The organism is Blastococcus sp. CT_GayMR20, from assembly GCF_004570345.1.
This window is the reverse complement of the sequence record NZ_SPQM01000072.1, coordinates 1-24,170: the sequence shown is the minus strand read 5'-3', so window position 1 is coordinate 24,170 and position 24,170 is coordinate 1. Positions and strand designations below refer to the sequence as shown.

At 72.4% G+C, this 24,170-nt stretch carries 27 protein-coding genes and 1 tRNA gene; 18 read left to right on the top strand and 10 right to left on the bottom strand.

Annotation, left to right across the window (positions count from 1 at the left end):
- Nucleotides 1-670 (top strand): aldehyde dehydrogenase family protein (locus E4P40_RS16390; RefSeq protein ID WP_135159562.1); only part of this gene is annotated, 670 nt, incomplete at its 5' end.
- Between the two features lie 94 nt (nucleotides 671-764).
- Here E4P40_RS16390 and E4P40_RS16385 read toward each other — a convergent pair.
- Nucleotides 765-1,298, bottom strand: a complete 534-nt coding sequence (locus E4P40_RS16385) for a DUF488 domain-containing protein (protein ID WP_135159561.1) — start codon at nucleotides 1,296-1,298, stop codon at nucleotides 765-767.
- 121 nt (nucleotides 1,299-1,419) lie between these two features.
- On the opposite strand from E4P40_RS16385, the gene E4P40_RS16380 reads away from it, so the two are divergent.
- Complete coding sequence (locus E4P40_RS16380; RefSeq protein WP_245160381.1) at nucleotides 1,420-2,511, top strand: MFS transporter; 1,092 nt, start codon at nucleotides 1,420-1,422, stop codon at nucleotides 2,509-2,511.
- Here E4P40_RS16380 and E4P40_RS16375 read toward each other — a convergent pair.
- Nucleotides 2,433-2,858: a hypothetical protein gene (locus tag E4P40_RS16375; RefSeq protein WP_209305367.1), complete on the bottom strand. Its 426-nt coding sequence runs from the start codon at nucleotides 2,856-2,858 to the stop codon at nucleotides 2,433-2,435. The two genes, E4P40_RS16380 and E4P40_RS16375, sit on opposite strands and share 79 nt — an antisense overlap.
- 27 nt (nucleotides 2,859-2,885) lie before the next feature.
- Complete coding sequence (locus tag E4P40_RS16370; protein WP_135159560.1) at nucleotides 2,886-3,377, bottom strand: cupin domain-containing protein; 492 nt, start codon at nucleotides 3,375-3,377, stop codon at nucleotides 2,886-2,888.
- An 87-nt stretch (nucleotides 3,378-3,464) separates the two neighbouring features.
- Here E4P40_RS16370 and E4P40_RS16365 point away from each other — a divergent pair, with 87 nt between their 5' ends.
- The gene (locus E4P40_RS16365; protein ID WP_135159559.1) at nucleotides 3,465-4,577 is read left to right on the top strand and encodes a helix-turn-helix transcriptional regulator; all 1,113 of its coding nucleotides are present in this window, start codon (nucleotides 3,465-3,467) and stop codon (nucleotides 4,575-4,577) included.
- Between the two features lie 61 nt (nucleotides 4,578-4,638).
- On the opposite strand, the gene E4P40_RS16360 is transcribed toward E4P40_RS16365, so the two are convergent.
- The 3 genes from E4P40_RS16360 to E4P40_RS16350 form a co-directional block, all read right to left on the bottom strand.
- Entirely contained in the window at nucleotides 4,639-5,472 is an 834-nt protein-coding gene (locus E4P40_RS16360) for an ABC transporter permease (protein ID WP_135159558.1), read from the bottom strand.
- Complete coding sequence (locus E4P40_RS16355; protein ID WP_135159557.1) at nucleotides 5,469-6,389, bottom strand: ABC transporter ATP-binding protein; 921 nt, start codon at nucleotides 6,387-6,389, stop codon at nucleotides 5,469-5,471. The genes E4P40_RS16360 and E4P40_RS16355 overlap by 4 nt, the downstream gene beginning before the upstream one ends.
- A 173-nt stretch (nucleotides 6,390-6,562) precedes the next feature.
- Nucleotides 6,563-7,636, bottom strand: coding sequence for an NAD(P)-binding domain-containing protein (locus tag E4P40_RS16350; protein WP_135159556.1), 1,074 nt, complete (start codon nucleotides 7,634-7,636; stop codon nucleotides 6,563-6,565).
- Between the two features lie 453 nt (nucleotides 7,637-8,089).
- Here E4P40_RS16350 and E4P40_RS16345 point away from each other — a divergent pair, with 453 nt between their 5' ends.
- The 5 genes from E4P40_RS16345 to E4P40_RS16325 are packed head-to-tail and all read left to right on the top strand — an operon-like array spanning nucleotide 8,090 to nucleotide 13,112.
- Nucleotides 8,090-8,884, top strand: coding sequence for an ABC transporter ATP-binding protein (locus E4P40_RS16345; protein WP_135159555.1), 795 nt, complete (start codon nucleotides 8,090-8,092; stop codon nucleotides 8,882-8,884).
- Entirely contained in the window at nucleotides 8,881-9,762 is an 882-nt protein-coding gene (locus E4P40_RS16340) for an ABC transporter ATP-binding protein (protein ID WP_135159554.1), read from the top strand. The genes E4P40_RS16345 and E4P40_RS16340 overlap by 4 nt, the downstream gene beginning before the upstream one ends.
- Nucleotides 9,759-10,649: a branched-chain amino acid ABC transporter permease gene (locus E4P40_RS16335; protein ID WP_135159553.1), complete on the top strand. Its 891-nt coding sequence runs from the start codon at nucleotides 9,759-9,761 to the stop codon at nucleotides 10,647-10,649. Before E4P40_RS16340 ends, E4P40_RS16335 begins: the two co-directional genes overlap by 4 nt.
- Nucleotides 10,642-11,874: a branched-chain amino acid ABC transporter permease gene (locus E4P40_RS16330; RefSeq protein ID WP_135159552.1), complete on the top strand. Its 1,233-nt coding sequence runs from the start codon at nucleotides 10,642-10,644 to the stop codon at nucleotides 11,872-11,874. Before E4P40_RS16335 ends, E4P40_RS16330 begins: the two co-directional genes overlap by 8 nt.
- The gene (locus E4P40_RS16325) at nucleotides 11,871-13,112 is read left to right on the top strand and encodes an ABC transporter substrate-binding protein (protein ID WP_135159551.1); all 1,242 of its coding nucleotides are present in this window, start codon (nucleotides 11,871-11,873) and stop codon (nucleotides 13,110-13,112) included. The genes E4P40_RS16330 and E4P40_RS16325 overlap by 4 nt, the downstream gene beginning before the upstream one ends.
- Nucleotides 13,113-13,223: 111 nt before the next feature.
- Here the strand turns inward: E4P40_RS16325 and E4P40_RS16320 are convergent, their stop codons facing one another.
- Nucleotides 13,224-14,381: an MFS transporter gene (locus E4P40_RS16320; protein WP_135159550.1), complete on the bottom strand. Its 1,158-nt coding sequence runs from the start codon at nucleotides 14,379-14,381 to the stop codon at nucleotides 13,224-13,226.
- Between the two features lie 106 nt (nucleotides 14,382-14,487).
- Between E4P40_RS16320 and E4P40_RS16315 the strand changes: the two genes are divergently transcribed.
- On the top strand, nucleotides 14,488-14,874 hold the full coding sequence (locus tag E4P40_RS16315) for a DUF6394 family protein (RefSeq protein WP_135159549.1): 387 nt from the start codon (nucleotides 14,488-14,490) through the stop codon (nucleotides 14,872-14,874).
- A gap of 12 nt (nucleotides 14,875-14,886) precedes the next feature.
- Entirely contained in the window at nucleotides 14,887-16,692 is a 1,806-nt protein-coding gene (locus E4P40_RS16310; protein ID WP_135159548.1) for a potassium channel protein, read from the top strand.
- A gap of 3 nt (nucleotides 16,693-16,695) precedes the next feature.
- Here the strand turns inward: E4P40_RS16310 and E4P40_RS16305 are convergent, their stop codons facing one another.
- Entirely contained in the window at nucleotides 16,696-16,935 is a 240-nt protein-coding gene (locus E4P40_RS16305; protein WP_135159547.1) for a hypothetical protein, read from the bottom strand.
- A gap of 84 nt (nucleotides 16,936-17,019) precedes the next feature.
- Here E4P40_RS16305 and E4P40_RS16300 point away from each other — a divergent pair, with 84 nt between their 5' ends.
- Nucleotides 17,020-17,331 (top strand): hypothetical protein, encoded by a 312-nt coding sequence (locus E4P40_RS16300; protein ID WP_135159546.1) that lies wholly within the window; start codon nucleotides 17,020-17,022, stop codon nucleotides 17,329-17,331.
- A 53-nt stretch (nucleotides 17,332-17,384) separates the two neighbouring features.
- Here E4P40_RS16300 and E4P40_RS16295 read toward each other — a convergent pair.
- Nucleotides 17,385-17,460 (bottom strand) — tRNA-Lys (locus E4P40_RS16295).
- A 183-nt stretch (nucleotides 17,461-17,643) separates the two neighbouring features.
- Between E4P40_RS16295 and E4P40_RS16290 the strand changes: the two genes are divergently transcribed.
- The 4 genes from E4P40_RS16290 to E4P40_RS16275 all read left to right on the top strand — a co-directional run bounded on the left by E4P40_RS16290 (nucleotide 17,644) and on the right by E4P40_RS16275 (nucleotide 20,839).
- On the top strand, nucleotides 17,644-18,825 hold the full coding sequence (locus E4P40_RS16290) for an Ig-like domain-containing protein (RefSeq protein ID WP_245160380.1): 1,182 nt from the start codon (nucleotides 17,644-17,646) through the stop codon (nucleotides 18,823-18,825).
- Nucleotides 18,826-18,897: 72 nt separating this feature from the next.
- Nucleotides 18,898-19,350, top strand: a complete 453-nt coding sequence (locus E4P40_RS16285; RefSeq protein WP_209305366.1) for a hypothetical protein — start codon at nucleotides 18,898-18,900, stop codon at nucleotides 19,348-19,350.
- Nucleotides 19,351-19,478: 128 nt separating this feature from the next.
- Nucleotides 19,479-20,561 (top strand): sialidase family protein, encoded by a 1,083-nt coding sequence (locus tag E4P40_RS16280; protein ID WP_135159545.1) that lies wholly within the window; start codon nucleotides 19,479-19,481, stop codon nucleotides 20,559-20,561.
- Nucleotides 20,558-20,839 carry a ubiquitin-like small modifier protein 1 gene (locus E4P40_RS16275; RefSeq protein ID WP_135159544.1) on the top strand — a complete coding sequence of 94 codons (282 nt, stop codon included), beginning with the start codon at nucleotides 20,558-20,560 and terminating at the stop codon, nucleotides 20,837-20,839. The genes E4P40_RS16280 and E4P40_RS16275 overlap by 4 nt, the downstream gene beginning before the upstream one ends.
- Before the next feature lie 6 nt (nucleotides 20,840-20,845).
- Here E4P40_RS16275 and E4P40_RS16270 read toward each other — a convergent pair whose 3' ends face one another.
- A complete protein-coding gene (locus E4P40_RS16270; protein ID WP_135159543.1) occupies nucleotides 20,846-21,088 on the bottom strand; it encodes a hypothetical protein in 243 nt (80 codons plus the stop codon).
- Nucleotides 21,089-21,277: 189 nt separating this feature from the next.
- Between E4P40_RS16270 and E4P40_RS16265 the strand changes: the two genes are divergently transcribed.
- From E4P40_RS16265 to E4P40_RS16255, 3 genes are all read left to right on the top strand, one after another.
- A complete protein-coding gene (locus tag E4P40_RS16265) occupies nucleotides 21,278-22,420 on the top strand; it encodes an acyl-CoA dehydrogenase family protein (RefSeq protein WP_135159542.1) in 1,143 nt (380 codons plus the stop codon).
- An 81-nt stretch (nucleotides 22,421-22,501) separates the two neighbouring features.
- On the top strand, nucleotides 22,502-23,716 hold the full coding sequence (locus E4P40_RS16260; protein WP_135159541.1) for an acetyl-CoA C-acetyltransferase: 1,215 nt from the start codon (nucleotides 22,502-22,504) through the stop codon (nucleotides 23,714-23,716).
- A gap of 11 nt (nucleotides 23,717-23,727) precedes the next feature.
- Nucleotides 23,728-24,170 (top strand): enoyl-CoA hydratase-related protein (locus E4P40_RS16255; RefSeq protein WP_209305365.1); only part of this gene is annotated, 443 nt, incomplete at its 3' end.

Genomic DNA, 24,170 nt, shown 5'->3' with positions numbered 1-24,170 from the left:
GTTCGAGTTCCAGGGGCAGAAGTGCTCGGCGGCCTCGCGCGCCTACGTGCCGCGCAGCGTCTGGTCGCGGCTCCGGGACGACCTGGTCGCCACGACCGAGTCGCTGCCGATGGGCGACGTCACCGACCTCTCCAACTTCATGGGCGCGGTCATCGACCGGAAGTCCTTCTCCAAGCTGTCGGGCGTCCTGGACCGGGCGAAGGACGACGACGCGCTGACCGTGGTCGCCGGTGGCACGGCCGACGACAGCGAGGGCTTCTTCGTCCGGCCCACGATCATCGAGGGCAGCGATCCGGGCCACGAGGTCTTCACCACCGAGTACTTCGGCCCGGTGCTCGCCGTGCACGTCTACGACGACGCCGAGTACGACGCGGTGCTGAGCCAGATGGAGTCGGTGGCGCCCTACGCGCTGACCGGATCGGTGATCGCCCAGGACCGGGCGGCCATCGCCCATGCCCAGACGTTCCTGCGCAACGCCGCCGGCAACTTCTACGTCAACGACAAGCCGACCGGCGCCGTCGTCGGCCAGCAGCCCTTCGGTGGCGGCCGGGCGTCGGGCACCAACGACAAGGCCGGCGCCCCGCAGAACCTCCTGCGCTGGACGAGCACCCGCTCGATCAAGGAGACGTTCGTGCCGGCGACCGACCACCGCTACCCGCACATGGCATGACGCCGGCGCCCCGGATGATCAGGTGACCTGATCCACGGGGGTCCTGGCTCAGCGTCGATGGTGAGCCAGGACCCCACATGATCAGGTCACCTGATCAACATCGGGAACCGGTGGGCCAGCGGACGACGCCGTCGGTGACCACCGCGCCGTCCGAGGGGCGGTGCGAGGTCAGCCGGCCGTCGGGCATCAGGTGCCGGACCGGCACCCCGCGAGCGAGGACGGCGACGTCGGCGATCAGCCGCCGGTGGCAGCGCCACCAGACGCTCTCGCTGCACATCACGGCGACCGTGGCCGTGTCCGACTCGGCGAGCAGGTCGTCGAGGGCCGCGCTGAACTCCGGCGTCCGGGTGTGGGCGGCGTAGGCGGCGAACTGGCGCACGGTCCACCAGCCGTCCTCCACCGGCTCGCCGGCGGCGATGCTGCGACGACCGCCGAGCCGGTCGTCCCAGCGGTAGCCGATGCCGGCGGCGGGCAGCCAATCGGCGAGCGCGTCGGAGCGGACGTCGGGATTGCTGCGGCTGCCCGGGAAGCGCCGGACGTCGACGACGGCGTCGACCGCGGCGGCGACCAGACGGGCGCCCAGGGCGTCGCGGTCCTGCGGCCCGTGGCCCACCGTGAGCAGCGGCATGGCTGCTCCCTACCCGCGCGAAGCGTGCCGACCATCACCGTTCATGCTCGCGGGGTGAGTGGGGAGGTGGGGACGCCGCTGTGGCGGTCCCGCGGCATGCGGGCGCTGGTGGGCCGTCACCGTGCTCGGTTTCGCCAGCTACTGCCTGACGCTCGCGTCCCTCCCGACGTACGCGGTCACGGGTGGCGCAGCCGGGAGCACCGCGGGCGTCGTGACCGCCGTCTTCCTCGTCGCCACCATCGCGGTGCAGCTGACCGTTCCGGCGCTCACCGCCCGCTTCGGCGTCGGCCCCGTGCTGATCGGCGGGGTGGTCGCCATCGGTGCGCCGTCCCCCTTGTACGTGCTCGACGACGGCCTCGCCTGGATCAGCGCCCTGTCCGCCGTCCGGGGTGGCGGGTTCGCCGTCCTGACCGTGCTGGGCGCGACGCTGGCCGCGCAGGTGGCGCCGCCGGGGCGGCGCGGTGAGTCGATCGGCCTGTACGGCCTGGCGATCGCCGTCCCGAACCTGATCGCCGTCCCGGCCGGTGTGGCGCTGGTCCTCGACGGCCACATCGCCTGGCTGTCGTGGCTCGCCGCCTCCCCGCTGCTCGGGGTCCTGCTCGTGCCGGAGCTCGTGCGGTCGCTCGGCCCGCAGCCCGAGCCCGGCCCGACCGGGTCCGGCAGGGCGGTGGTCGTCGCCGTGCTGACGCCGTCCCTGGTGCTCCTCGTGGTCACGATGGCCGGCGGAGGGCTGGTCACCTTCCTGCCGATCGAGCGGCCGGACGGCGTCCTCGCGACCGCGGCGCTGCTGCTCTTCGGCGTCACCGGTGCGGTCACCCGCTGGCGTGCGGGGCTGCTCGCCGACCGGCTGGGCGCCCGGCTGCTGCTGCCTCTCTCCCTGGTCGTCGCGGCCGTCGGCATGGCGCTCACGGGCGTCGGGCTGTGGTCGGGCGCGGCCTGGGTGCTGATCGGGGCGGCGGTCTTCGGTGCCGGCTTCGGTGCGACGCAGAACCTCACGCTGCTGGCCGCCTTCGCACGCGCCGGCGCGAACGGCACGACGGCCAGCGCGATGTGGAACATCTCCTTCGACGGCGGCACCGCGATCGGTGCGCTGGCGCTGGGCTTCCTCGCCGCGGGGATCGGGCTGGACCGGACCTACGTGCTGGTCGCGGTGCTGCTGGCGGCGGTGGTCCCGCTGGCCTCGGCGGCCGCCCGGGTGTCCGTCCGCGCCTGATCCTCGGCCCAGACGCGGTCGGCGATCGCCTGCTGGGAGCGGATGAGCAGGATCTCCTCGCCCGCGCGGCGCAGCCAGGTCCGGAGCCCCTCGGGGTTGGTGCGGTTCGCGTCGCGGAGCACGCCCAGCCGGAGCTGGCGGGTGTTGGCCTGGGCCCGCTGCGCCGGCGGGAGGAAGCGGGCCTCGGCCCGGGCGACGGCGGTCAGGCCCGCGCCGAGGAACACCAGGTCGCGGACCTCGTCGAGGGCGTCCAGCAGGTCGCCGGCCGCGCCGTCCTCCGCGGCCAGGAGGGTCAGGAACTGGTCGGCACGGCGCCGGCCCGCGGCGGCCGGATCGGGAGTCGTCACGCGCCTACTGTCCCTGAACAGCCGTCGTCAGCTCAGGGGTGGCCCGAGAACCTCCATGCCGTGCTCTCGGGCGGCGCCCGCGAGCGCGCCCATGTCCGGGGGTCCGTCCGGAGGCGGGGGCAGGGTCAGGGCCTCCGCCGGCCGGCCCGTGGCGAGGACGAACCTGTCGAACCCACCGGGCAGGGCGAGTCCGAGCACCCGCGCTGTGGGCGAGTCGACCCGGAAGGTGTGCGCCAGGCCGCGCGGTGCCCAGACGAAGCTGCCGGCCTCCGCGCTGAACTCGTCCTCCTGCACGCGGAAGGTGATCGTTCCGTCGAGCACGAACCAGGCCTCGTCGGCGTCGGAGTGGACGTGCAGCGGCGGGGACGAGCGGTGGGGGAGGAGCTGCTCCCAGGCGGCGAGTCGTCCGCCGGTGTCGTCGGTGAGGGCCTTGAACGTCATGAGGTTGTCGATGTGCCAGATCGCGCGCCCCTCTCCGGGACCGGCGACGAACGGTGCGCCCTGCTCGGTGGTGGTCATGCCCACGAGGGTGCGTGGGCGGATCCCTCCTCGACATCCCTGAACCGGGGGGTTCCTCCGGATGCCGCGCCGTCCTACGGTCGCGCCATGCTCCCGGCCCCCACCGTGCGCGACCGGGTCGAGCGCCTCTGCCGGGGGGCGACCGATCCGCTGGCGCTCTACCGCGACGTGGTTCCGGTGCTCGACCGCGCCGTCCCCTCGGACCTCTGGTGCGGCCTGCTGCTGGACCCGGCGACGTTGATGAACACCGGTGGCTACCACGACGAGGGCCTGCCGGTCGAGCTGCTGCCCCGGCTGCTCGAGATAGAGGTCGGGGGCGAGGACGTCAACCTGTTCCCGGCGCTGGTCCGCGACCGGGCCGGCGTCGCCACTCTCCACCGCCGCACGGGTGGCCGGCCGGAGCGCAGTGTCCGGTACCGGGACGTCAACGTCCCCGCGGGGATGGGACCGGAGCTGCGGGCGGTCCTGCGCGACCGTGGCAAGCCGTGGGGCGGGTTCGTCTGGTTCCGGGAGGCCGGCGCGTCCGACTTCAGCGAGGCGGAGATGGAGCTCGTCGCGGCCCTCGCCCCCGACATCGCCGCCGCGGTGCGCCGCACGCTGCTGGTCTCGGAGATCGCGCACCGCGACGCCGAGGACGGGCCGGGGATGGCCGTGCTGCGGGTCGACGGCTTGCGGGTCGAGCTCGAGATGGCCAGCGCGGCGGCCCGCGTGCTGCTGGACCAGATGCCCGACAGCCGGGTCGACGGCCTCCCGGTCGGTGTCGTCATGCTCGTGTCCCGGCTGATCGCCGCCGGTGGACGGCGGCAGTCGGCCCGCGTGCGACTGCGAACCGGGCGGTGGATGAGCGTGCAGGTCGACGTCCTGGAGCCCGCCGACGACGCATCGGAGCGGCTGTCGCTGGTGATCGAGCCCGTCGGCCCCTACGAGCTGGCAGAGGTGATCGCCGAGGCCTACGGGCTCACCCGCCGGGAGCGCGAGGTGGCGCGGCTCGTCGTCTCCGGCAACAGCAACCCGGAGGTGGCGTCGGCGTTGTCGATCTCGCTCACCACCGTGCAGGACCACCTGAAGAAGGTGTTCGCCAAGCTCGGGGTGCACAGCCGGCACGAGCTGGCCGCCCGGCTCTTCTTCGACCAGTACCTGCCCCGGCAGCTGTCGCGGGTACCCGTCGGCGGGGACGGCTGGTACCTCCCCGCCGACTGAGCGCGGTGGCGGGCCGGGCCGGTTCCCACGGGCCCCCCTGTGGGAACCGGCCCCGCCCAGTTCAGGCGTCCCGGCGGCGGAAGACGACGTAGCCCACCAGGAGCAGCGCGGCGACCTCGCCGCAGAAGACCGCGAACCCGACCCACGGGTCCAGCAGGCCCGGGTTGAACGACACCGGCATCGCGACACCCGAGCCGGCGTTGCCGGGCATGAGCCTCCCGATCCACTCGCCCCAGGCGCCGGGGAGCAGGAACACCATGTTACCGACGACGAAGACCAGCCCGAGGACGACGGACAGCGCAGCCGCGGTGTGCCGGATCAGCAGGCCGACCGCGGCCGCGAACAGCCCCAGACCGGCGAGGTAGAGGCCGCTGCCGAACATCGCCCGGAGCACGCCCTCCTCGCCGAGCGCGATCCCGATGCCCTCGTTCTCGAAGAACCAGTTGCCGGCGAAGTAGCCGGCGAAGGCGGTGACGGTGCCGGCGACGAACAGCGTGACGGTGAGGACGACGGCCTTCGCGGCCAGAACGACGCCCCGCTTCGGGGTGGCGGCGAGCGTCGCGCGGATCATCCCGGTGCCGTACTCGGTGGTCACCGTCAGCGTCCCCAGCACGATCGCGGTGATCTGGGCGAACATCATCCCCCAGGTCAGGAAGGCGCCCGGGGACTCGTCCGCCTCGCTGCTGGCCAGCCATTCGGCGCTGGTCGCACAGACCAGCGCCGTGAGCCCGGCGCCGAGGACGAAGAGCATGACGGTCGACCACGTCGTCGAGCGGACGGTCCAGAACTTGATCCACTCGGCGCGGAGCGCGTCGGCGAAGCCCTGCCGGCGGACGCCTGGGACGTTCCGGTCCGGGTCGAGGGCGACGGTGGTCGAGAGGTCGGTGACGGTCATCGGGCGATCCCTGCTGTGGGCGACGCGGAGTACTCCACGCTGTCGGCGGTCAACGTCATGAAGGCGTCCTCGAGGGAGGACCGCACGAGGGTGAGCTCGTGCAGGAGCAGCCCGCTCTTCCCGACGAGCTCACCGATGGACGGCGCGTCGAGCCCCTGGACGCGGAGCTCCTCGTCGTGGACCGCGACGTCGAGCCCCTGGCGGCGCAGGAGGTCGGCGACCTCGCCGCGCTGCGGACTCGCGACCCGCACGTAGGAGGAGGCGTGGTCGGCGATGAACTCCGACATCGAGCAGTCGGCGAGGATCCGTCCGCGGCCGACGACGACGAGGTGATCGGCGGTCAGTGCCATCTCCGACATGAGGTGGCTCGAGATGAAGACCGTGCGGCCCTGGGCCGCCAGGTCGCGCGCCAGGTTGCGCACCCACCGGATTCCCTCGGGGTCCAGGCCGTTGACCGGCTCGTCGAGGACGACGACCGGCGGGTTGCCGAGCAGCGCGACGGCAATGCCCAGGCGCTGGCCCATGCCGAGGGAGAACTTGCCGACCCGCTTGCCGGCGACCTCCTCCAGGCCCACGAGGGCGAGCATCTCGTCCACCCGCGCCGTCGGGATGCCGTTCCTGACGGCCATCCAGCGCAGGTGGTCGCGGGCCGACCGGCCGGGGTGCAGGGCGCGCGCCTCGAGCAGCGCGCCCACCTCCCGCAGCGGAGCGGGGGAGTCGGCGTAGCGGTGGCCGTCGACGGTGACGGTGCCGGCAGTGGGACGGTCGAGACCCAGGATCATCCGCATCGTCGTCGACTTGCCGGCCCCGTTCGGGCCGAGGAACCCGGTCACGCGGCCCGGTTCGACGGTGAAGTCGATGCCGTCGACAGCGGCCTTCTTGCCGTAGATCTTGGTGAGGCCCCGGGCGACGATCACGCGGTTCCCCCGAGGGCGGGAAGCAGTGGGGAGGTCATGCGGTGAGCCTGGCGGGAGGAACCACCCAGGCACATCGGGGGAAGCCCTGAACAGACCCTGAACGATCCCTGAATGGCCCCCCTGCAGGGTCCCGCCGCGAGCTTGCGAGTGGTGGGGGGCAGGGGGGTCCTTCTTCAGGCGGTGCGGGGGAGTTCCCCCTGGTCGTGCAGCAGCCGGTGCAGCTGCCGGGCCGCCGACTGCCCGGCCCGGTTGGCGCCGATGGTGCTGGCCGACGGCCCGTGCCCGACCAGGTGGATGCGCGGTTCGCCGGCGACGTGCGTCCCGTCCATGCGGATGCCGCCACCCGGACCGCGCAGGTGCAACGGGGCCAGGTGGCTGACGGCCGCCCGGAAGCCGGTGGCCCACAGGATCACGTCGGCGCGCACGGAGGAACCGTCCGCCCACACCACGCCGTCCTCGGTGATGCGGTCGAACATGGGCCGCCGCTCCAGGACGCCGCGGTCCAGCGCGTCGCGGATGTAGGGCGTGGAGGTCAGCAGCCCCGTGACGCCGACGACGCTGCCGGGCCGGCGACCCTCGCGCACGGCGTCGGCGACCATCGCCACGGCGCGGCGGCCGGCGTCCTCGTCGAACGGGCCGTCCCGCCAGACCGGCGGACGCCGGGTGACCCAGGTCGTCGTGGTGACAGTCGAGATCTCGCCGAGGAGCTGCGTCGCCGAGGCTCCGCCGCCGACGACCACGACGTGCCGGCCGGTGAACTCCTCGGCCGAGCGGTAGTCGACGGTGTGCAGCTGCCGGCCGTGGAAGAGCTCCTGGCCCGGGTAGCGGGGTACGAACGGGCGGGTCCAGGTGCCGGTCGCGCTGACGACCGCCCGCGCCGTCCGGTCGCCGGCGTCGGTCTCGACGCGGAAGCGGTCGTCGGCCGTGCGGCGGACGGCGCGCACCCGCACCGGGCGGTGGACCGGGAGTCCGAAGCGGTGCTCGTACTCGGCGAAGTACGCGGGGACGGCGTCGGCGGCACGCAGGTTCTCCGCGTCCGGTTCGAACGGCAGCCCGGGGAGGTCGTGCACGCGGTGAGTGGTGCCGACGGTCAGGGACGGCCAGCGGTGCTGCCAGGCGCCGCCGGGCCGCTCGTCCGCGTCCAGGACGACGAAGCCGGTCTCGGGCTCGAAGCCCTGGCGGGCGAGGGACCGCGCGGTGCTCAGCCCCGCCTGTCCCGCCCCGATGACGACGACGTCCGTGTCCACGAACGGTCAACGCACGACGCGGGGCGGGCCTTCCTGCGCCGACAGCTGACGGCGGTGCGGACCCGTCGCCCGCCCACACCTCGGGCCACCGGAGGGCGCCTGGGCGTGCGGTGCCCCGACGTCCGGGACGGCACGCAGGGGTCGCGCAATGTGGGCAGCACACGCACACCGGGGGGTCACTGCTGTGGCCTGGCCCCAGGTCGCGGCGTCCGGTCGGTCGGCGAGGAGCAAGGTGACCGATCCGTGACCTTTCGCGGCTCTGATCCGGCCGTTCTGCCCCTACAGTCACCGCAATGTGCGCTACGTCACGTACGGGCGATCCGTCCGTCCGGTCCGCCACGGCCGGCTGTACCCCGGTCGGTTCGGCGCCCACGACCCCGCACCGGTGATCCGCAGACACCCTCGTCCGCTCGCCCCCGCGTCGACCGACGGCGCAGAAAGGACGTGTCGTTCGTGCTGAGCATCGATTCGCTCCACGTCACCTACGGCGGTGCCGTGCAGGCGGTGCGCGGGGTCTCCATGGAGGTCCCTGACGGCAAGGTCGTCGCCGTCCTCGGTAGCAACGGAGCCGGGAAGACCACGCTCCTGCGCACGATCTCCGGCACGCTGCGGCTGCACCGTGGCCGCGTCGACTCCGGCTCGGTCCGGTTCGGCGACGTCGACCTCGGATCCCGTGACCCGGCACAGACAGTCCGCATGGGGCTGGTCCAGGTGCCGGAGGGACGGCGCATCTTCGGCCGGCTCACCGTGGAGGAGAACCTGCGCGCCGGCGGGATGGGCAGCAAGGACAAGGCCGCCAAGGCGCGCGCCCAGGACCGCGTCTACGAGATGTTCCCGGTGCTCAAGGAGCGGGCCTCGCAGCGCGGTGCGCTCCTGTCCGGCGGTGAGCAGCAGATGCTGGCGATCGGCCGGGCGCTGATGGCGAGCCCCAGACTGCTCCTGCTCGACGAGCCGTCGCTGGGCCTCGCGCCGCGGATCATCGGCCAGATCGGCGAGGTCATCGCCGAGATCAACCGCCAGGGCACCTCCGTGCTGCTGGTCGAGCAGAACGCCACGATGGCACTCGGGGTGGCCGACCTCGCCTACGTGCTCGATGTCGGCGAGGTCTCCCTGTCCGGCGACGCGCGGGAGCTCGCCCAGACCGACGAGGTGCAGCGCCTGTACCTCGGCCACGACGGCGACTCCGACTCCGGTGGTCCGCACCTGCGCGCCGCGTCCGGCAAGAAGCTCTCGCGGTGGTCGGCGTGACCGGGGCACGTGCGGCCGAGGCGGACATCCGGGCGGACATCCCCGCGGTCGAGGTCGAGAACGTGAGCGTCCGGTTCGGCGCCATCAAGGCGCTCTCGGACGTGTCGTTCCGGGTCGAGCCCGGGACGATCCACGCGATCATCGGCCCCAACGGCGCGGGCAAGTCCACGATGTTCAACGTCCTGTCCGGCGTCTACAAGGCGGCCGAGGGGCAGGTCCGCTTCGGCGACCACCGGCTCGACCAGATGCGGCCGTACCAGATCGCCGGCATCGGGGTCGCCCGCGCGTTCCAGAACATCGCACTCTCCGGCGCCCAGTCGGTGGCCGAGAACCTCATGCTCGGCCGGCACCACCTGACGAAGGCGGGGTTCGTCGCCGCGGGTCTGCGGCTGCCGAAGGCCACCCGTGAGGGCAAGCTGCACGGCGCCCGGGTGGCCGAGATCGCCGAGTTCCTCGAGCTGGGCGAGAAGCTGCACACGCCCGTGGGCGTCCTCTCCTACGGCGACCAGAAGCGCGTCGAGGTGGCCCGGGCGCTCTGCACCGAGCCACGGCTCCTGCTCCTCGACGAGCCGGTCGCCGGGATGAACGCCGAGGAGACCGACCGGATGGCCGAGGCCATCCTCGAGATCCGTTCGGCGCTCGGGATCTCCGTCGTCCTCGTCGAGCACGACATGGGCATGGTCATGTCCCTGGCCGACCAGGTCACCGTGCTCGACTTCGGCCGCCGGATCGCCGACGGCACGCCGGCGGAGGTCCAGCGCGATCCGGAGGTCATCCGGGCCTACCTCGGCTCCGGCGACGAGATCAGCCCGGCCGAGGCGGCCGAGGCCGCCGCGACCGGTCACCACTCCTCCGAGACCCCGGGGACGCCCTCGTGACCCAGTTCCTGTCGCTGCTGATGAACGGCGTCTCCCTCGGCGCCATCTACGCCCTGATCGCCCTCGGGTTCGTGATCATCTTCAAGGCGAGCGAGGTCGTCAGCTTCACGCACGGCTCACTGCTGCTGCTCGGCGCCTACTCGATCGCCAGTCTCTCGGAGCCGCTCGGCTTCTACCTGGCGGCCCTGGTGGGGATCGCGATCACGGCGCTGGCCGCCCTGATCGTCGAGCGGCTGATCATCAACCGGTTGCGCGGCGCCCCGGTCATCAGTCTCGCCATCGTCACGATCGGTGTGGACATCATCCTGCTGACCGAGCTGATCCGGCGGATCGGCTCGGACATCCTCAACGTGCCGCACCCGTGGGGCGGCGGCTCCTTCCGGATCGGCGACGTGGGCATCAGCCAGAACCGGCTGATCGCGACCATCGTCGCCGGCGTCCTCATCGCCCTGTTCTTCGTGGCCTTCAAGTACTCCAGCTGGGGCGTGTCGATGCGCGCGTCGGCGGAGGACGGCGAGACCGCGGCACTCATGGGCATCAAGCAGGGACGGGTCTCGGCGCTCGCCTGGGTCGTCGCCGGCGTGCTGGCCGGGGTCGCCGCGCTCTTCCTCGTCGGCTCGCCCACGCCGGGCGTCAGCCCGACCGTCTACACCGTCGCGCTCCGCGCCTTCCCGGCCGCGATCCTCGGTGGTCTCGACTCGACCGGGGGAGCGCTCGTGGGCGGCCTGCTCATCGGCATCTCGGAATCCCTCGCCTCCGGCTACCAGGACCAGCTCCTGTTCCTCGGCCGCGGGTTCGGCGACGTCGTGCCGTACATCGTCATGATCGCCGTCCTCCTCGTCCGGCCGTCCGGGCTCTTCGGCACGAAGGAGCTCACCCGTGTCTGAGGCGACGGCGACCGCCGCTCGCGGGTCGAGCGCCAGCGGCGCCCGACCGACGTCCGGCGCGGGCCGGGGACGGTCGCTCCTGAAGCCGTTGCTCCTGGTCGTCGCCCTGGTGGTGATGCTCGCGCTGCCGCTCTACGTCGAGGAGTTCTGGCTGCGGACCGGGTTCGCGGTCTTCACGTCGATCGTCGGCGCCATCGGCCTGAACCTGCTCGTCGGGACGACGGGCCAGCTGTCCCTGGCTCACGCGTTCTTCCTCGCCGTCGGTGCCGTCACCTACGTGTTCGTGTCCGGCGAGTCGGGCGGCATCGGCCTCGCCGACCTCAGCGGGCTCGGGTGGCCGCCGATCGTCGGCATGCTCGCCGGCGTCCTGCTGGCCGGCCTCGCCGGTCTGGTGTTCTCCCCGATCGCGGCGCGGCTGCGCGGCATCTACCTGGGTGTCGCCTCGCTCGGCCTGGTCTTCATCGGCCAGCACGTGCTCAACAGCTGGACGTCGGTGACCGGGGGCTTCAACGGGCGCTCGGCACCGGAGTTCTCGCTGTTCGGGTTCACGTTCGGCAACACCGACCCCGACCTGTTCGTCCTGGGGGTGCCCTTCCGGGAGTCCGAGCGGCTCTGGTACCTCGGCCTGGTCCTCGCCCTGGCTGCCTACCTCTTCGCGCGGAACCTGCTGCGCAGCCGTCCCGGCCGGGCGCTGCAGACGCTGCGCGACAGCGAGGTCGCCGCGTCCGTCATGGGCGTCAACGTCCAGCGCTACAAGGGGCGGGTCTTCCTCGTCAGCTCGATGTACGCCGGACTCGCCGGTGTGATGTTCGCCCTGTCCGTCGGGAGCATCGCGCCGGAGTCCTTCGGGCTCGAGCTCTCGATCCTGTTCCTCGCCATGATCGTGCTGGGCGGGCTGGGCTCGGTGGGTGGCGCCGCCCTCGGGGCGCTCTTCGTCACCGCCCTGCCGCTGGTCTTCCAGCGCTACGCCGAGGCGGTGCCGCTGGTGGGCGGCGCGGGGGAGGGCGGCCTGGCCGCCGGCGAGGCGGCCCGCTACTTCTTCGGCCTGGCGATCATCCTCGTCATCCTCTTCCAGCCCGCCGGTCTTGCCGGCTTCGCGGAGCGTTTCCGCCGCAAGAGCCGAGACCCCGGCGGGGGACGGCTCACCAGCCGTTCCTCTGCCGCGACCAGCAGTTCCACCACCTCAGTCCCGTCGGACCCACCAGCACAAGGGAGCACTACATGAATCTCGGAAAGCGTTCGCGCGGCACGGTCGCGCTGGCAGCCGTCGTCGTCGCCGCGGCCTCCGGTTGCAGCACCAAGGCCCCGGAGTCCAGCGGCGGCGGCGGGGGCGGCGAGGCCGCCGACGTCCAGACCGACATCGGCGTCGAGGGCGAGACGATCCGCCTCGGCGTCCTCACCGACTTCACCGGTGCCTTCGCCGCCCTGGGCAAGGACATCACCAACGCCAACGAGCTGTTCTGGGAGGAGAACCAGGTCTGCGACACCTACGACGTCGAGCTGGACATCCAGGACACCAACTACGTCCCGCAGAACGGCGTGCAGCTCTACAGCGGGATGAAGGACAACGTCCTCGCGATGCAGCAGACGATCGGCTCACCGATCAACACCGCGCTGGCACCGGAGTACGAGGCCGACCAGATCGTCAACTTCCCGTCGGCGTGGTCCAAGACCCTGACCGAGATCCCCGGTACCGGGGTGGTGGGTGCGACCTACGACGTCGAGATCGCCAACGGCTACAGCTACCTCTTCGAGGAGGGGCTGCTGAAGGAGGGCGACAAGGTCGGACACATCTACTTCGAGGGCGAGTACGGCGCCAACGGCCTCGCGGGCACGCAGGCGGTCGCCGAGGAGATGGGTCTGGAGGTCGTCGAGCAGCAGATCAAGTCGACCGACACGGACATGAGCTCGCAGGTCACGGCCTTCAAGGCGGCGGGCGTCAACCTGATCGCCCTCACCGTCGGCCCGGCCGCGCTGGCGTCGGTGGCCACGGTCGCGGAGGCCCAGGGCCTCGACGTCCCGATCCTCGGCAGCAACCCGGTCTTCGCGCCCGGTCTGCTCGCGGGTCCGGCGGCGAACTGGCTGAAGAGCCACCTCTACGTCGCGTCCCCGGTGTCGTCCTTCGACGCGCACCCCGAACTGCTCGAGCAGTACGAGGCGGCCTACCCCGAGGCAACCCCGAGCCTCGGCGTGGTCGTCGGCTTCGGCATGAGCACGCTCATGAAGGCGGTGCTCGACGCCGCGTGCGAGAACGGTGACCTGACCCGCGCCGGTGTGTACGAGGCATTCGAAGGTCTGGAGGAGGTCGACACCGACGGTCTGACCGTCCCGATCCGGGGCTTCGAGACCGGCAAGTCGCCGAGCCTGCAGAGCTTCGTGCTCCAGCCGGCCGACGTGCCCGGTGGTGCCTCGGTCCTCGCCGAGGCGTTCGAGGGCGAGTTCGCCGCGAAGATCGCCGGCTGAGCAAGGACCCCCTCGCCCCCCGCCACTCGCTAGATCGCGGCGGGCCCCTGCGAGGGGGCCGACGGACGGCGCCCCCTCCTCCGGGAGGGGGCGCCGTCCTGCAGTCCGGGCTCAGAGCAGGCGGCGCCGGGCCGGCAGGAGCAGGCGGACGGCGAGCAGGCCGGTGATCGCCCCGGCCGCCGCCAGCGGCACGGTCGCGGAGGTCCCGCGCGCCACCACTGCCATGACGAACGGGACGGCGAAGCCGATGTAGGCGATGGCGAGGAACAGTGCCGTGAGCGCGCCGAGGCGCGTCGGCGCGGCCAGCCGGGCGGTGAGCGTCAGGCCGGCCGCCAGGCACAGTCCACCGCCGGACCCCAGCAGCGGTGCGGCGACGGCCAGCCAGGGGAGCCATCCGGTCGACGCGAACGCCGCCGCCGCCGCGAAGCCGGCCGCGCCGAGTGCGGTGGCCACGACCGCGGTCCACCGGCCGAGGCGCCGCTGCAGACCCGCCACGAGCGTGCCCGCGCCGAGGGTCACGCCGGCCAGGACACCCGTGACGGCGACCCCGCCGTAGGGCAGGTCGACCAGCAGGGGGACGGCGTTGATGACCGACGAGGGGAAGGCGTAGACGCACACCGCGACCGGGGCCAGCACCGTCGCCACCAGCCAGCCGTCACCCGGTCGGATCAGCGGGACCGCCGGGTCGCCGTCCGTGCGGGCCCGGGCGCGGGCGTGCAGGTCCACGGTCTCCGGCAGACCCAGCGCCAGGGTGAGTCCGACGGCAACCAGCGCGGTGTGGACGAGGTAGGGGAGCACCGTGGGAGCCGGTCCGAACTCCCCGAGCAGCCCGCTCGTCAGCGGGCCCAGGGAGAAGCCGGCCGTCATGGCGAAGGCTGCCCTCCGGCCGCCGGCGCCCTCGCCCGAGGCCTGGGACAGCTCGCCCACCCACGCGCTGCCGACGCTGAAGACGACGCCGCTGACCACGCCCTGCAGGAAGCGGGCGGTGAACAGCAGCGTCAGGGAGTCGCCGGCGGCGGCGAAGGCCAGCGAGGCCAGGCCGGACAGGACGATGCCGGGGATCGCGACGCGGCGCCGTCCCAGACGGTCGGACAGCTGCCCCGACACCAGGAGGGCGGGCACGAGACCGGCGGCGTAGCAGCCGAAGAGCGCGGTGAGCACCTCCGCCGACAGGTCCAGCCGCTCCTGGTAGACGAGGAGCAACGGCGTCGGGACGTTCGTGCCGGCCGCGACGGTGAACAGCGCGAACACCGCTCGCTTCCAGGCCACCGGGCGACCCTACGGACCACACCATCGTGTCGCTCACGTCGCGCGCGGCGGGTCGAGGCATCACGATCGTTCCGGCAGCACGCGCAGTCGAGGGCGGGAGGGCCGGGTGAATCTGGAGAAGGTGGTCTTCGGGTTCTTCGTCGTCCTCGCCGCGACGCTGAACTTCGGCTTCTTCATCGGCGACATCGACGACCCCGAGCTGCACAACCCGTACGAGCTGTTCGCGGCGGTCGTGGTCAACCTGATCGCCACCGTGCTCAAGTTCGGCGACCGCACGCAGATCGGGGCGGTGCACCTGGCGACCAGCCTCGTGGCGGACCTGCAGCTGATCGGCGCCGCGCTGATGTTCGGCTACGCGACGTACGTCAGCACCGCGGGCATGAACGAGGCCTGGACGGCGAGCGTCGTCTCGCTGTCCGGCGGCGCGCTGCTGGCGAACATCGTCTCCGTCGTCCTGCTCGTCGTGGAGACGGTCTCCTTCCACCGCGGCTGACCGGAGGCCGCCATGGGCAACCCCCTGCTCGTCTTCTGGAAGAACATCTTCGGGACCGACGAGCGCGACCGCACGCGGGTGCGCCGGGCGACGTTCCGCGTCGCGGCCCACTCGGCGGCGCAGGCGTCGGCCACGATCTTCCTGATCCTCCGGCGCATGCGCGCCCCGCTGATCGTGCTGATCGTCATCTTCTCCGTCAGCGTCCTCGGACTGACCCTGATCCCCGGCCAGGACGCCGACGGCAACACGTACCACATGGGCTTCTTCGACGCGTTCTACGTCATGAGCTACACCGCGACGACGATCGGGTTCGGCGAGATCCCGTTCGCGTTCACCTACAACCAGCGGATGTGGGTGACCATCTCGATCTACCTGTCGGTGATCGGGTGGGCCTACGCCATCGGCTCGCTGCTGTCGCTGCTGCAGGACCGCGCGTTCCGGTCGGCGCTGGCCCTGCAGCACTTCAGCCGGAAGGTCTCGCGGCTGCGTGAGCCGTTCCTGCTGATCGCCGGCTACGGGCGCACCGGGGAGCTGCTCGGGCACTCCTTCGACGCGCTCGGACGGCGGTTCGTCGTCCTGGACCGGAACTCCGACCGGATCGACGGCCTGGAGCTGGACTCCTACCACGCCGACGTGCCCGGGCTGGCCGCCGATGCGCGCGACCCCGGCCACCTGGCCGTCGCCGGGCTGGGTCACTCCTCCTGCGAGGCGGTGGTGGCCCTGACCGACGACGAGGAGGCGAACCTCGCCATCGTCATGGCCGCGGCCCTGCTCCGTCCCGACCTCCCGGTGATCGCGCGGGTCACGTCGCGGACGATCGCCGAGCGCATGCAGGCGTTCGGCAGCCCGGCCACGGTCAACCCGTTCGACCGCTTCGGCGACCACCTGCGCCTCGCGCTCCGGGCGCCGGCCTCCTACCAGCTGATGACGTGGCTGGAGAGCGGCCCGGGCGCCGCGCTGCCCCAGCGCGGCCTGCCGCCGCGTAGCGGCCGCTGGATCATCTGCGGCTACGGGCGGCTGGGGCAGGAGCTGACGAGGGACCTGCGCGCCGAGGGGCTGGAGGTCACCGTCATCGAGGACCACCCGGCGGATGTCGGCGACGCCGACCTGCTCGTCGGCGACGGGTCCGACCCCTGGGTGCTCGCGCAGGCCGACCTCGACCGCGCGGTGGGGCTCGTCGCCGGGACGGACAACGACACGACCAACCTCTCGCTGGTCGCCGCGGCCCGCCGCAGCAACCCCGAGCTCTTCCTCGCCGCCCGGCAGAACAGCGCCGCCAGTGCGCCGCTGTTCGCCGCGATGGAGGTCGACGCCCTCCTCGTGCCCACCGAGGTGGTCGCGCACGAGGTGTACGCGCAGCTGTCCACGCCGCTGCTGTGGCGTTTCCTCCGCGAGATGCCGGAGATGGGGAACGACTGGGCGGCGGGCATCGTCGACCGGCTCAAGGGGCTGTGCGGCGCGCACCTGCAGACGTTGTGGAAGGTCCGGCTCACGCCGCAGGAGGCGCCGGCGCTCGGGTCGTGGCTCCGCTCGGGCGACGCCCGCCTCGGTCAGCTCCTGCGGAACCCGGAGGACCGCGACGAGCCGCTCCACGCGCTCGTCCTGATCGTCATGCGGGGCCGCGAGGTGACGCTCGCGCCGGACGACGACTTCGTCCTGGAGCCGGGAGACGAAATGCTGCTCGCCGGCTGGTCGGCCGCCCGCCGGGCCCTCGACACCATCCTGCAGGTGCACGGGGTGCTCGAGTACCTGGTCACCGGTCGCCGGGTGCCGTCGAGCTGGGTCTGGCGGAAGCTGAGCGCCTCCGGGAACCGATGAGCCTCAGGCGTCCGGCCCGGGGAGAGCCAGCAGCCGGCAGACCGTCTCCGTCCAGGCGGCCTGGACCCGGGCCGGCTGGTCCGCGACGACGGCGTGGACCGCGGCCACCGTGGCCCGCCCCTCACCGATGATCTCGTCGAACGCGAGCTGGTAGAGGAAGGCGCGGATCTGCTCCGTCGCCAGCCCGGCGTCGATCAGGGGTTGGAGAACCCAGTGCTGCTTCTCCGGGGCGCACCACGTCACGGCCGGTATTCGGGCGCAGTCGCCGTCTCGGATGCACCGGATGCACCGGATGCCGTGCCCGGCGTCCGGGCCTAGCCTGGACGGATGGCCGACAAGGACCTGCAGGACCTCGTGCGGCGCCGGCTCTGGGAACTGGCCCGGACGGCCGATGACGCCTCGCGGTTCTCCCGGTGGGTCGTTCCTCCCGAGACCCTCAAGCGCATGGCCCGCACCGGCGGCACCAGCTTCATCAGCGAGGGGCTGGCCGAGTTCCTCGCCCGGGCGCTGGACGTGCCGGAGAACCGGGTGCGCCGGGCCGCCGGCCTGCCCCCGGTGCCGGACCAGCGCGAGAGCACCACCACCCGACCGCACCTGCGGCTGCTCCGGAACCACGACGGCGAGCAGCGCTCGGAGTAGCCCTCCACGACGACGAACGGCCCGGGTCCAGGTGGACCGGGCCGCTTCGAAGGTGGTGCGCCATCAGGGACTCGAACCCCGAACCCGCTGATTAAGAGTCAGCTGCTCTGCCAATTGAGCTAATGGCGCGTGTCGCCCGGACTGCTGGGCAACGAGGGAGAACGATACCAGCGCCACCGCGGCCGGCACCCGCCGCCCGGGGTGACGCTCGACTCGGCCGCTTTCGTCGTCCGGACGTGGACACTGGGTCACAGGCACGCGTTCCCCCGGGGCCGGTCCGGGCCGGGTGCCATGCGAGAGGAGTCGGGGCAGGTGCGACGGACAGCCGCCATGATCGCCGCGGGAGCACTCGTGTTCCTCGCCGGATGCAGTGGGGACGACGCCGGAGGATCGGGCTCCGGCGAGCCGAGCTCCCCAGCCGCCGCCGAGCCGGCCCAGGTGTCCCTCGCGCTGGCCGACGGCTCCGCCGACGTCTCACCGGTGGTGCCGCTGGAGATCTCGGTCACCGACGGCGAGCTCGCCGAGGTGACCCTCGTCGACGGGGCGGGCACCGCGGTCTCCGGCACCCTCGCGCCGCCCGCCGACGAGGCCGCTGCCGCGGTCTGGACGCCGGAGACGCCGCTCGCCTACGGCACCAGCTACACGCTGACGGCCACCGCCGAGAACGCCGACGACGAGCAGACGACGGCGACCTCGACGTTCACGACCGTCACCCCGGCGTCGGTGTCGACGCCGTCCATCGGCCCGCTCGACGGGCAGACCGTCGGGGTCGGCATGCCGATCCGCGTCTACTTCGACGACCCGATCGTCGACAAGGCGGCGGTGGAGAGCCACCTGGTGGTCACCAGCTCCACGCCCACCGACGGCGTCTGGAACTGGTTCAGCGAGACCGAGGTCCACTTCCGCCCGTCCACCTACTGGCCGGCCAACACCGACGTGACGCTGGACGCCAACCTGTACGGCATCGACTTCGGGAACGGCATCTGGGGCGAGAAGAACCGCACCGTGTCCTTCTCGATCGGGGCCAAGCACGTCTCCATCGCCGACGCCAGCACCCACATGATGGAGGTCTACGACGGCGACCAGCTGGTCCAGACCTACCCCATCAGCGCCGGCAGCCCGGACAACCCGAGCTACAACGGGCCGCACGTGGTCACCGAGATGAACCGCAACCGGATCATGGACTCCAGCACCTACGGCGTCCCCGTCGACAGCCCCGAGGGCTACCGCACGCCCGTCGAGTACGCCGTCCGCATCTCCGACAGCGGCGAGTTCGTGCACGCCGCCCCGTGGTCGGTGGCCCAGCAGGGCAACACCAACGTCTCGCACGGCTGCATCAACATGTCCACCGAGCGCGCGGCCTGGTTCTTCAACTTCTCGCAGCCCGGCGACATCGTGGAGATCCGCGGCTCCAGCGCGGGCGACCTGCGGTCCGACATCTACGACTGGACCATCCCCTGGGAGGAGTGGCAGGCCGGCAGCGCCCTCAAGTGAGCGGCGGCGTACGGAGTTTCTGATCAACCCCCTCCGGGCACCTCAGCAGGGAGTCCGAGGAGAGGAACTGCCGTGGACACCTGGGTCATCGTCCTGATCGTCGTCGTCGTGGTCGTCCTGCTGGCGTTGCTGGCGCTGGCGCTGTCCAAGCGCTCGCGGGTGGCCAACCTGAAGAAGCGGGAGCAGGCGCGGGAGCACCTGCAGGAGGCGCAGGTCCTGTCGGCGCGCGCGGACAAGGACCAGGCGCTGGCCGAGGAGCAGGCGGCCCGGGCTCGCCGGGAGCGGGCCGAGGCCGAGGAGCGGACGGCCCTCGCCGAGCAGGAGGCGCGGGAACGCGCCGCCCGCGCCGGCGAGCAGGCGAAGGAGGCCGAGCAGCTGCGCGCCAGGGCCGAGAAGCTCGCGCCGGACATGGGCAGGGACCACCGGGCCCACGACGGCGCCACCCTCGACGGCCGGATCCCTGACGGGCCCGGGCACACCGTCAACCCCGACCAGCCCGGAGGGGGCGGCGCGACCCGCCGCTGAGTTTCCGACCGCCGGACGGTCCACCTCTCCGTGAGGGCTTCCGCGCTCCGCGCCGGAAGGGATCGATCCTGTCGGTCGCTGGTCCTACGGTCGCCCTCACGTCGATCCGACGATCCCGGAGGGGCGCCATGACAGACCTGCTGGCCATCGGTACGCGCAAGGGTGTGTGGCTCGCCCGCAGTGACGACGACCGCCGCACGTGGACCGTCGACGGGCCGCACCTGCTGGCCCAGGAGGTCGCCGCCGTCTCCGTCGACGTCCGCCGGTCGCCGCCGCGGGTGCTGGCCGGTATCCAGTACGGGCACTGGGGCCCGACGGTCATGTGGTCCGACGACCTCGGGGCGACCTGGAACGAGAACGAGCAGGGCGCCATCCGCTTCCCGGAGGACACCGGCGCCGCCCTGGCCCGCGTCTGGCAGCTCCGGCCGGACTCCGCCGGCCGGCCCGACGTGGTCTGGGCCGGCTGCGAGCCGCACTCGCTGTGGCGCAGCACCGACGGCGGCCGTTCGTTCGAGCTGGTCCGCGGCCTCCACGACCATCCGCACCGCCCGACCTGGGAGCCCGGCGGCGGGGGCGGGGCGGTGCACACCGTCCTGCCCGACCCCGCGTCCGACCGCGTGACCATCGCGATGAGCACCGGCGGCGTCTACGTCAGCGAGGACGGCGGGGAGAAGTGGGAGCCCCGCAACAAGGGCATCACCGTCGTCTTCGGGCCCGAACGGCTGCCGGAGTACGGGCAGTGCGTGCACAAGGTCGCGATCGACGCGCGCAGCCCGGACCGGATGTACGCCCAGAACCACTTCGGGGTGTTCCGCACCGACGACGTCGGGGTGAGCTGGACATCGATCGCCGACGGGCTCCCGGTGGACTTCGGCTTCCCGATCGTCGCCTCGCCCCACGCCCCCGGCACCGCCTGGGTGGTTCCGCTGGTCGCCGACATGCAGCGGGTCCCCCCGGACGGGCGGCTGCGCGTGCACCGGACCCGCGACGCGGGCGAGACGTGGGCGGAGGTCGGTCGGGGTCTGCCCGACGACAACTGGTCGGCCGTCATGCGCGACGCGTTCTGCTCCGACGACCACGAGCGGACCGGCCTCTACGTCGGCACCCGCGACGGCTGCGTCTACGCCAGCGCCGACGAGGGTGACACGTTCGCGCTGGTCGCCGACCACCTGCCCGACGTCCTCGCGGTCCGGGCAGTGCAGGTCCCGTGAGCGTGCAGGTCCTGCTGCCCGGCGCCCTGGCGTCGTTGGCCGGCGGCGCGAAGCACCTGGATCTCGAGCCGGCGGGGGAGACCCTGGCCGACGTCCTGGACGCGCTCGCGGCGCAGCACCCGCTGCTGGCCCGCCGGATCCGGGACGAGACGGGGCAGGTGCGGCGGTTCGTGAACGTCTACGTCGACGGGGACGACGTCCGGTTCGAGGGCGGCCTGGCGACGGCGGTCAGGGACGGCGCCGAGGTGCAGGTGCTGCCGTCGGTCGCCGGAGGCTGACCGCCGTCAGAGTGCGGCGAGGGTGGCGCAGTTCTCGCAGAGCTGCTGGTCCTCGTAGCCCTCGGGGGGCCAGGGCAGCTGCTCGTCGATGGACACGTAGGCACCGCAGAGTGCCTTGCGGCTCTGTCCGTTCACCCGGCCGATCGTGGCGTGCGCCGGGCCGATCTGCCGCGGCGTGAGGCCCTCCGCGCCGTAGGAGCCGACCATCACGACCGCGTGGGCGGTTCCGTACGCGTAGACGCTGGTCATGTCCCTCAGAGTCCGAGCCTTCCGGCCGTCACGCCAGCACCGCCGGTTCCGTGTCGTGCGCACGCGCCACACCGGTCACACGTGTCGCGGCCAGCCCGGGAAATCGCGCCAGCCCCTCACATACAGAACGGGTGGTCTGTATGTTGTGCTGGTCGTGATCCCGCCGTCCGACGTCCCCGGAGGTTCCCTGTGCAGTCCGCGCTCTACCAGGCCGAGCACGAGGCGTTCCGCGCGATGGTGCGCGACTTCCTCGCCAAGGAGGTCGTGCCGCACCATGCCGCGTGGGAGGAGGCCGGCATCGTCGACCGCTCCGTGTGGCTCAAGGCCGGCGGGCAGGGGCTGCTGGGCATGGACGTGCCCGAGGAGTACGGCGGCGGCGGGGTGAAGGACTTCCGCTACAACGCCCTGCTGGCAGCCGAGGTCACCCGGGTCGGCGCCAGTGGTCTCGGCTTCACCCTGCACAACGACGTCGTCGCCCCCTACCTGCTCGACCTGGCCACCGACGAGCAGAAGGAGCGGTGGCTGCCCGGCTTCGTGCGCGGCGAGCTGATCACCGCGATCGCGATGACCGAGCCCGGTGCGGGCTCGGACCTGCAGGGCCTCCAGACGACGGCCCGCCGCGAGGGCGACGAATGGGCGCTCAACGGGTCGAAGACCTTCATCACCAACGGGATCAACGCCGACCTGGTGATCGTGGTCGCCCGCACCGATCCCGAGGCCGGTGCCCGCGGCTTCTCGCTGCTCGTCGTCGAGCGCGGGATGGCCGGCTTCGAGCGTGGCCGCAACCTGGACAAGATCGGCCTCAAGGCGCAGGACACCGCCGAGCTCTTCTTCGACGACGTCCGGGTGCCGGCGACCAACCTGCTCGGCACCGAGGGCCACGGCTTCTTCCACCTGATGCACAACCTGCCGCAGGAGCGGCTGTCCATCGCCGCGGTCGCCGTCGCCGCGAGCCGGCTGATCCTCGACCTGACCGTGGACTACTGCAAGGGCCGCACGGCGTTCGGCCGGCCGATCGGGAGGTTCCAGAACACCCGGTTCGAGCTCGCCGAGATGCACACCGAGGTGTCGATCGCCGAGACCTACATCGAGAAGGCGATCCTCGAGCACAACGCCGGCCGGTTCACCGTCGAGGACGCCGCGATGGCCAAGTGGTGGACGACGGAGCTGCAGAAGCGCGTCGTCGACCGGTGCCTCCAGCTGCACGGCGGCTACGGCTACATGCTCGAGTACCCGGTCGCCCGGGCCTACCTCGACTCCCGCATCCAGACGATCTACGGCGGGACCACCGAGATCATGAAGGAGATCGTCGGCCGCTCCCTCGGCGTCTGACCCCCCGGTGCCGAAACCGCCATTTCGGCACCTCCCGACAGGGGCCGAAACCGCGATTTCGGCACCGACGAAAGGATCCGCATGACCGCCGAGGCGTTCATCTACGATGCCGTGCGCACGCCGCGCGGCAAGGGCAAGAAGACCGGTGCGCTGCACTCGGTGAAGCCGATCAGCCTCACCACCGGTCTCATCGACGTGGTCCGCCGGCGCAACCCCGGCCTGGACCCCGCGCAGGTCGACGACATCGTCCTGGGCGTCGTCTCGCCGGTCGGCGAGCAGGGCGCGGTCATCGCCCGGACTGCGGCGCTCGCGGCGGGCCTGCCGGAGACCGTCGCCGGCGTGCAGATCAACCGCTTCTGCGCCAGCGGGCTGGAGGCGGTCAACCTGGCCGCGCAGAAGGTCCGCTCCGGCTTCGAGGACCTCGTCCTCGCCGGCGGCGTCGAGTCGATGTCCCGCGTGCCGATGGGGTCCGACGGCGGCGCCTGGCCGATGGACCCCGAGACCGCCGCCCGGACCGGTTTCGTGCCGCAGGGCATCGGTGCCGACCTCATCGCCACCCTCGGCGGCTGGTCCCGCGAGGACGTCGACGCCTACGCGGCCGAGTCGCACGCCCGCGCCGCGAAGGCCTGGTTCAACGGCTACTTCGACCGGTCGGTCGCGCCGGTGACCGACCGCAACGGCACCGTCGTCCTCGAGACCGACGAGCTCGTGCGCCCCGGCACCACGGTCGAGTCGCTGGCCGGCCTGCCCTCAGCGTTCGCCGGCATCGGCGACATGGGCGGCTTCGACGCGGTCGCCCTGCAGAAGTACCACTGGGTCGAGCGGATCGAGCACGTGCACACCGCCGGCAACTCCAGCGGCATCGTCGACGGCGCCGCGCTGATGGTGATCGGCACCGAGGAGGCGGGACGCCGCAACGGCCTGACCCCGCGGGCCCGCATCGTGAGCACCGCGCTGTCGGGCGCCGACCCGGTGATCATGCTGACCGGCCCTGCGCCGGCCACGCAGAAGGCGCTGGCCAAGGCCGGGCTCACCGTCGGCGACATCGACCTGGTCGAGATGAACGAGGCGTTCGCCGCCGTCGTCCTCCGGTTCATCGCCGACACCGGCTTCGACCACGAGCAGGTCAACGTCAACGGCGGCGCGATCGCCATGGGCCACCCGCTCGGCGCGACCGGAGCCATGATCCTCGGCTCCCTCGTCGACGAGCTCGAGCGGCGCGACCTGCGCCGCGGCCTGGCCACCCTGTGCGTCGGCGGCGGCATGGGCATCGCCACCGTCGTCGAGCGAGTCTGAGGAGTCTTCTGATGAGCGACAGCGCCATCCGCTGGGAGCAGGACGCCGACGGGATCGTCGTCCTCACCCTCGACGACCCCTCGTCGTCGGCGAACACCATGAACGACGCGTACGTGGCCTCGATGGGGCAGACGGTCGACCGGCTGGAGCGCGAGAAGGATTCGGTCCGCGGGGTCGTCCTGACCAGCGCGAAGAAGACCTTCTTCGCCGGTGGCAACCTCCGCAGCCTGATCCAGGCCACGCCGGACACGAAGGACGCTGTGCTGGCGCAGGTCACGCTCGTGAAGAGCCAGCTGCGCCGGCTGGAGACCCTGGGTCTGCCGGTCGCCGCCGCGATCAACGGCGCCGCGCTCGGCGGTGGCCTGGAGATCGCGCTGGCCTGCCACCACCGCGTCGTCCTCGACGACCCGAAGGTCGCCCTCGGCTTTCCCGAGGTGACCCTCGGCCTGCTGCC